Below are 6986 nucleotides of genomic sequence, written 5' to 3' on the forward strand. Positions count from 1 at the left end.
CGAAGGGGTGGGCCTACTTCTGCTCCATGATGATCTGCAGCAGATCCCCTTCCAGCAGGGAGCGCTTGACCAGGGCGAAGCCGCCGATGGTGGGCTGGTTCTGGAAGCGCGCCTTCACGATGGGCAGGCCGCGATGGAAACTTGGCAGAGACTGGTGTTCGACGCAGCGGCGGATGGCCGGGATCAGGATCTCTTCGGCGGCGGTGATTTCACCGGCGATGAGCACCTTCTGGGGGTTGAACAGGTTGACCGTGATGGCGATGGCGCGCCCCAGGTGCTCCCCCACGTTCTCGATCACGCTGCGGGCCAGCTCGTCACCGGCCACCGCCGCCTTGCACACCTCCTGGATGGTGATGTGCTTCTCTTGCAGCGAACTCAGGTGACCGCGGCTGATGAGCTCCTTCACCTTGTCGACGATGGCCTCGTTGGAGGCGATGGTCTCGAGGCAGCCGAAGTTGCCGCAGTGGCAGCGCTTGCCGAGCGGTTCGACCTGGATGTGGCCTATTTCACCGACGTTGCGGTTCTGGCCGAGAAACACCTTGCCCTTGGTGATGATGCCAGATCCCGTCCCTTGGTGGACACTCACCAAGATGGAGTCCATGCAGTCGCGGGACTCGCCGAAGAAGTGTTCGGCCAGCGCCAGCGAACGGGTGTCGTTGCCCACGTAGCAGGGGAGGTTGAAGTGGTGCTCCAGGAGCTTGGCGAGCCCCAGGTTGCGGATCTGGTAGGTGGGGGTGTAGATGACCATGCCGGATTCCGGGTTGACCAGACCCGGCATGGTCAGCGCGATGCTGATGAGGTTGCGGCTGCGATCCTGATTGGCGTCGATGAAGGCGCCAATCTCCCGCAGCAGCATGTCCACCACGGGTTGCTGCTCGATCTCGGTCACCTGGGTGATGTGTTGATCGAGCTCCTTGCCGTCGAGGTCATACAGGGAGAGCTGCAGGTAGCCGCGACCCAGCTTGGCGGACACAAACTGGAAGCGATGCTTGATGGTGGTCAGGGAGATGGCGCGGCGCCCGCCAGTGGAGGCTTGCGGCGAGGTTTCCCTGATGAGACCGTGCTCGATCAGTTGCCGGGTTATCTTGGTCACGCTGGCCGGGGCCAGCTGACTCAACTCGGCAATTTTGACCCGCGAGATGGGCCCCTGCAGGTCAATGAGGCGATAGACGACCGCACTGTTTACCTGCTTGATAAGATCTACGTTTGCTATTTGTCCGCCAGTCATAGTGTCACTGTGTTGTGTAGTGTCCGTTAACCACGGTCCCGCAGACCGCGAAGGCCTGATCAAAGACGGTGAGGTTGGCAATTTTTCCGACCTGGATACTACCGAGACGCGAGTCCCATCCAATGGCGCGAGCGGGGTAAAGGGTGGCCATTCTCAGTGCTTCGTCGAGCGGCAATCCGACCTGTTTGACCAGATTTTCCACCCCTTCGATCATGGTGAGGGCGGAGCCGCCGAGTGTACCATTCTCATCGACGCACTGACCATCGCGGAAATAGACGGTTGCGCCGCAAAAATCAAATTTCTCAAAGCCTTCCGGTGCACCTGCCGCCGCGGTGGCATCGGTGACCAGCACCAGCCGCTCCCCCAGCATCCTGTGCGCCAGGCGCACGTTGGCCCAGTGTACGTGGTGGCCGTCGACGATGATGCCCGCATAGACATCCTTGCGATCGTAGATGGCACCGACCACGCCGGGCTCGCGACCGTTCAGGGTCGGAGTCATGGCGTTGTAGAGGTGGGTGGCAAAGCGCATGCCGTTGTCAAAGCCCGCCATGGCCTGGTCGTAGTTGGCGGCGGTATGGCCGGCGGAGACCAGGATGCCGGCTTCCACCAGACGGCGGATGTGCTCGGGCTTGTTGCGCTCCGGCGCCAGGGTGATCTTGGCGATGGCGTCCGCGTTGTCGCAGAAGAAGTCGATCATCTCGTCGGCGGGCTGGCGGATCTGTTCGGCCGGGTGGATCCCCTTGCGCTTGAGGTTGGTATAGGGCCCTTCCAGATGGACGCCAAGCACCTCGTTGGGGTGGGCGGCCATGTAGTCGCGGGTGACGGCGACGGCCTGCTTCATGTCCGCATCCGGGCTGGTGATCAGGGTCGGCAGGAAGCTGGTGGTCCCGGATTTCAGGTTGGCCGCCTGCATGGTGGCCAGGGTGTCCGTGGTGATGTGACCGTTGAACATGACGCCACCGCAGCCGTTGAGCTGCACGTCGATGAAGCCGGCGCTGAGGTTGGCGCCCTGGAGGTCAATCTGCTCGATGCCGGCGGGCAGTTCTGCCTGGCGGGAGATGGCGACAATCTTGTCGCCATCGATGACCACGCCATAACCGGTCAGCACGCAGCTGCCGGTGTAGAGAGTGCAATTAGTCAGAGCGTACATGGGGGCTCCTCAGAGGTGTTTGATGTTGTCGGCTTCCAGTTGCTGGAAGTAGCGCACCGTCTTGACCTTCAACTCCATGGTGGAAGGTTCGTCGCACACCACAATCCCTTTCGGATGCAGTTGCAGGGTGGAGATGGTCCACATGTGGTTGACGCTACCCTCCACGGTGGCCTGCAGGGCCTGGGCCTTGGCGTGACCGACCACCAGGATCAGGATCTCTTCGGCGTCCATCAGGGTGCCGACACCCACGGTCAGGGCCAGCTTGGGCACCTGCTCCATGTCGCAGCCAAAGAAGCGGGAGTTGGCGATGCGGGTGTCTTCGGTCAGGGTCTTGACCCGGGTACGGGAAGCCAGGGAAGAGGCCGGTTCGTTGAAGGCGATGTGGCCGTCATTGCCGACGCCGCCCATGAACAGGTGGATTTTGCCGTAGGACTTGATCTTGTCTTCGTAGCGCTGGCACTCGGCCACCAGATCCTCGGCGTTGCCATTGAGGATGTTGATGTTTTCCGGGCGAATGTCCACGTGATTGAAGAAGTTGTTGTGCATGAAGCTGTGGTAGCTCTCCGGATGTTCCTTGGGCAGCCCCACGTACTCGTCCATGTTGAAGGTGACCACGTTCTGGAAGCTCACCTCGCCGGCTTTATGCAGCTCAATCAGGCGCTTGTAGGTGTTGAGCGGGGTGCCGCCAGTGGGCAGACCCAGCACGAAGGGGCGCTCGGCAGTGGGTTTGAACGCATTGATGCGGTCAACGATGTAACGGGCAGACCAGAGACCCACCTGGCTGGCAGACTTCAACGGGATCAGGCGCATTCTATATACCTCAGTACGGTTGCCGCACAGGGAATGACGGCAAGGGACCAGACACGGATTCAAGTTGTTTTATAGCGTAAATAAAGATTGCGAACTAAGCCACATCTATCGGCTACCTTTATCTCTGTTGAGTGATAATGATCACGAAAGCTGGTTTATTAATTTGCGCAGCGAAATAAAACACATAGACTGCCAATCAAGCCTTGATGGCTTATGCGTCGAACGTGATAAGCACTTAATTTCTAGAAAAACACCAACTAAGGAGAGGAACCGTGAACATTCTCGGTTATTTGCAAAAGATCGGCCGTGCCCTGATGGTGCCGGTAGCGGTATTGCCTGCCGCCGCGATCCTGATGGGGATTGGCTACTGGATTGACCCGAACGGTTGGGGTGGCGGAAGCCCTCTGGCTGCGTTTCTGATCAAGGCGGGCGCCGCCATCATCGACAGTATGCCCATTCTGTTCGCCGTCGGCGTCGCTTACGGCATGTCCAAGGATAAAGACGGTTCCGCCGCGCTGGCCGGTCTGGTCGGCTTCCTGGTGGTCACCACCCTGCTGAGCCCGGGCGCCGTGGCCCAGATCAAGGGTATCCCGGCCGACCAGGTGCCGGCAGCCTTTGCCAAGATCAGCAACCAGTTCGTCGGCATCCTGTGTGGTGTCATCGCCGCCGAGCTGTACAACCGCTTCAGCAGCGTGGAGCTGCACAAGGCGCTGGCTTTCTTCTCCGGTCGTCGTCTGGTGCCGATCGTGACCTCCGTGGTGATGATCGTCGTCTCCTTCATCCTGATGGCCGTCTGGCCGGTCATCTACGGTGGCCTGGTGAGCTTCGGTGAATCCATCGTCAGCATGGGCTCCACCGGTGCCGGCATCTATGCCTTCTTCAACCGTCTGCTGATCCCGGTCGGTCTGCACCACGCCCTGAACTCCGTGTTCTGGTTCGACGTTGCCGGCATCAACGACATCCCGAACTTCCTGGGTGGCCAATCCTCCATCGACGCCGGCAAGGCCGTCGTGGGCGTGACCGGCATGTACCAGGCCGGCTTCTTCCCCATCATGATGTTCGGTCTGCCGGGTGCCGCACTGGCCATCTACCACAGCGCGAAGAAAGAGAACAAAGAGAAGGTTGCGTCCATCATGATCGCTGCCGCCTTTGCCGCCTTCTTCACCGGGGTGACCGAGCCGCTCGAGTTCTCTTTCATGTTCGTGGCGCCGGTACTGTACGTCATCCACGCCCTGCTGACCGGTATCTCCGTGTTCATCGCAGCCTCCATGCACTGGATCGCCGGTTTCGGCTTCAGCGCCGGTCTGGTGGATATGGTGCTCTCCAGCCGCAACCCGCTAGCGACCCAGTGGTACATGCTGCTGGTACAGGGTCTGGTCTTCTTCGGCCTCTACTACGTGGTCTTCCGCGCAGTGATCGCCAAGTTCAACCTGAAAACCCCGGGTCGTGAAGATGACGAAGCCGTGCCGGTACAGGCTCAAACCACCGACCGCACCGAGCTGGCCAAGCAGTATCTGGAAGTGCTGGGTGGTCAGGACAACCTGGTGACCATCGACGCCTGCATCACCCGTCTGCGTCTGACCCTGAAAGACCGCAGCATCGTTGACGAGCGTAAGCTCAAAGCCCTGGGCGCGGCCGGTGTGGTCAAGCTCGGTGAGCAGAACCTGCAGGTGATTCTGGGCCCATTGGCCGAGATCATCGCCGGTGAGATGAAAGCCCTGCGTTAATCGAGCGACTCGCTCACCTCAAGTCTAAGTCCATTGTTGACATAACTAAGGGCCCCGCCTCGGGGCCCCATATAAAAAAAGCCAAGAAAATCCAACCTTTACTTCAAATGAGAGCAGCAGTTATGAACTTGAAACATTCTCTGTTAGCCATTGCCATGTCTACCGTTTTCGCCGGTCCCGCACTTGCAGCTGATGCTGCCAGGCAAGCGGTGGTCGACGCCCTCGCCAGCAACCTCGTCGTCAAGTACGAAGTCGTCACCAATGACGGTGCCGGCGCCGGTCTTGACTGCCAGGCGCTGGGCTCCGAGTGGGCAAGCTGCGGCGTTGCCAAGCTGCACCTGACCAATACCGGTGCCGACGTCACCTCCAAGGACTGGAGCATCTATGTCTCCTCCATCCGCCGCATCCAGCGGGTGGACAACGACCAGTTCACCATCACCCACCTGACCGGCGACCTCTATCGTTTGACGCCGACCGAGAAGTTCCAGGGCTTTGCCAAGGACGCCACGGTCGAGGTGCCCCTGGTGGTGGAATACTGGGTATTGTTCGAATCTGACATCATGCCGAACTGGTATGTCGCCAGTGAAGGGGCCGAGCCGAAAGTGCTGGCCAGCATGAGCAACATCGACGATGCCAGCACCTACGAGAAGCCGATGCCTGCCGATGGCTGGAAGCGCACCAAGGATGACAACAACATCCTGATGAACAGCGAGACCCGTTTCGCCGCGAACCAGACCAGCACCCTGCTGCCTGCCGGCAAGATTGACGACCGCATCCTGCCGAGCCCGATGAAGCAGGTGGTCAAGGCCGGCCCGCAAGTCGACTTCTCCACCATCAAGCTCAATGCCCTTGACCTGCCAAGCGATCGCGCCGAGGCCCTGAAGGCGCAACTGACCAAGCTGGGTGTTACCCTCTCCGACACCGGCTACCCGGTCACCATCAAGCTCGGCAGCAAGCTCAAGCAGGCCGAAGGCTACGACATGACCATCGGCAAGAAGGGCACCGTCATTCAGGGGCACGACGTTGACGGCGCCTTCTGGGGCGCCCAGTCTCTGATCTCTCTGCTGGGGGTTGACGACAAGCTGGTGAGCCAGATGAGCGTCGAGGATGCGCCGCGCTTTGAATACCGTGGCATGCAGACCGACGTGGCCCGTCACTTCAGAAGCCCCGAGACCATGAAGAAGCTGGTTGACCAGATGTCCGCCATGAAGCTCAACGTGCTGCACCTGGGGCTGACCAACGATGAAGGCTGGCGTCTGGAGATCCCGGGCCTGCCGGAGCTGACCGACGTCGGCAGCCAGCGTTGCCACGACGAGTCCGAAACCAAGTGCCTGATGCCGCAGCTCGGCTCCGGCCCCACCAGCGACAACCAGGGCTCCGGTTTCTACAGCAAGGCGGACTACATCGACCTGGTGCGTTACGCCAAGGCCCGCGGTGTGACAGTGATCCCCGAGATCAACATGCAGGCCCACGCCCGTGCCGCCGTGGTCTCCATGGAGGCACGCTACAAGCGTCTGATGAGCGAGGGCAAAGAAGCCGAGGCCAATCAGTTCCGTCTGACTGACCCGGCCGATACCTCCAACGTCACCTCGGTACAGTTCTACGACAAGATGTCCTTCATCAACCCCTGCCAGCCGGGTGCCGCCACCTTCGTGGCCAAGGTGATGGACGAAGTGGCCCAGATGCACCAGGCCGCCGGCCAGCCGCTGACCGCCTGGCACTACGGTGGTGACGAGGCGAAGAACATCATGCAGGGCGGTGGTTACCAGGATCCGGCCGTCACCAAGAAAGAAGATCTGGTGGCCTGGAAGGGCAACGTCGACTCCAGCAAGCAGGACAAGCCGTTCGGCAAGTCCCCCATGTGCCAGAAGATGATCGACGATGGCAAGATCAAGGATGTGGCCGAGCTGCCGGTCTACTTTGCCAAGGAAGTGAGCGAGATGGTCAAGGGCCACGGCTTCTCCACCCTGCAGGCGTGGGAAGATGGCCTGAAGGTAAGCGTTCACCAGCCCCCCGTTGACAGTCGAATGTGACGATCATCTCTTGATCCCCTTTCGGGGGTTGATAGATC

4 protein-coding genes and 1 pseudogene are annotated in these 6986 nt (G+C 60.4%); 2 read left to right on the top strand and 3 right to left on the bottom strand.

What is annotated here, in order from left to right; genetic code table 11:
- Positions 1-13 precede the first annotated feature (13 nt).
- From nagC to nagB, 3 genes are read right to left on the bottom strand one after another with little or no spacing between them, the layout of a single operon-like run.
- Positions 14-1228 carry a DNA-binding transcriptional regulator NagC gene (nagC, locus tag OKB81_RS02600; RefSeq protein ID WP_010674096.1) on the bottom strand — a complete coding sequence of 405 codons (1215 nt, stop codon included), beginning with the start codon at positions 1226-1228 and terminating at the stop codon, positions 14-16.
- A 4-nt stretch (positions 1229-1232) separates the two neighbouring features.
- Positions 1233-2378 (bottom strand): N-acetylglucosamine-6-phosphate deacetylase, encoded by a 1146-nt coding sequence (gene nagA / locus OKB81_RS02605; RefSeq protein WP_039039842.1) that lies wholly within the window; start codon positions 2376-2378, stop codon positions 1233-1235.
- Between the two features lie 9 nt (positions 2379-2387).
- Positions 2388-3188: a glucosamine-6-phosphate deaminase gene (gene nagB / locus OKB81_RS02610; protein WP_270805119.1), complete on the bottom strand. Its 801-nt coding sequence runs from the start codon at positions 3186-3188 to the stop codon at positions 2388-2390.
- 272 nt (positions 3189-3460) lie between these two features.
- On the opposite strand from nagB, the gene nagE reads away from it, so the two are divergent.
- Entirely contained in the window at positions 3461-4915 is a 1455-nt protein-coding gene (nagE, locus tag OKB81_RS02615; protein ID WP_010674099.1) for an N-acetylglucosamine-specific PTS transporter subunit IIBC, read from the top strand.
- A 122-nt stretch (positions 4916-5037) separates the two neighbouring features.
- Positions 5038-6909: pseudogene (locus OKB81_RS02620) on the top strand (family 20 glycosylhydrolase); the annotation flags it as partial.
- Positions 6910-6986: the final 77 nt, after the last annotated feature.

This window comes from Aeromonas sp. QDB56 (genome assembly GCF_027705505.1).
GTDB lineage: Bacteria > Pseudomonadota > Gammaproteobacteria > Enterobacterales > Aeromonadaceae > Aeromonas > Aeromonas caviae.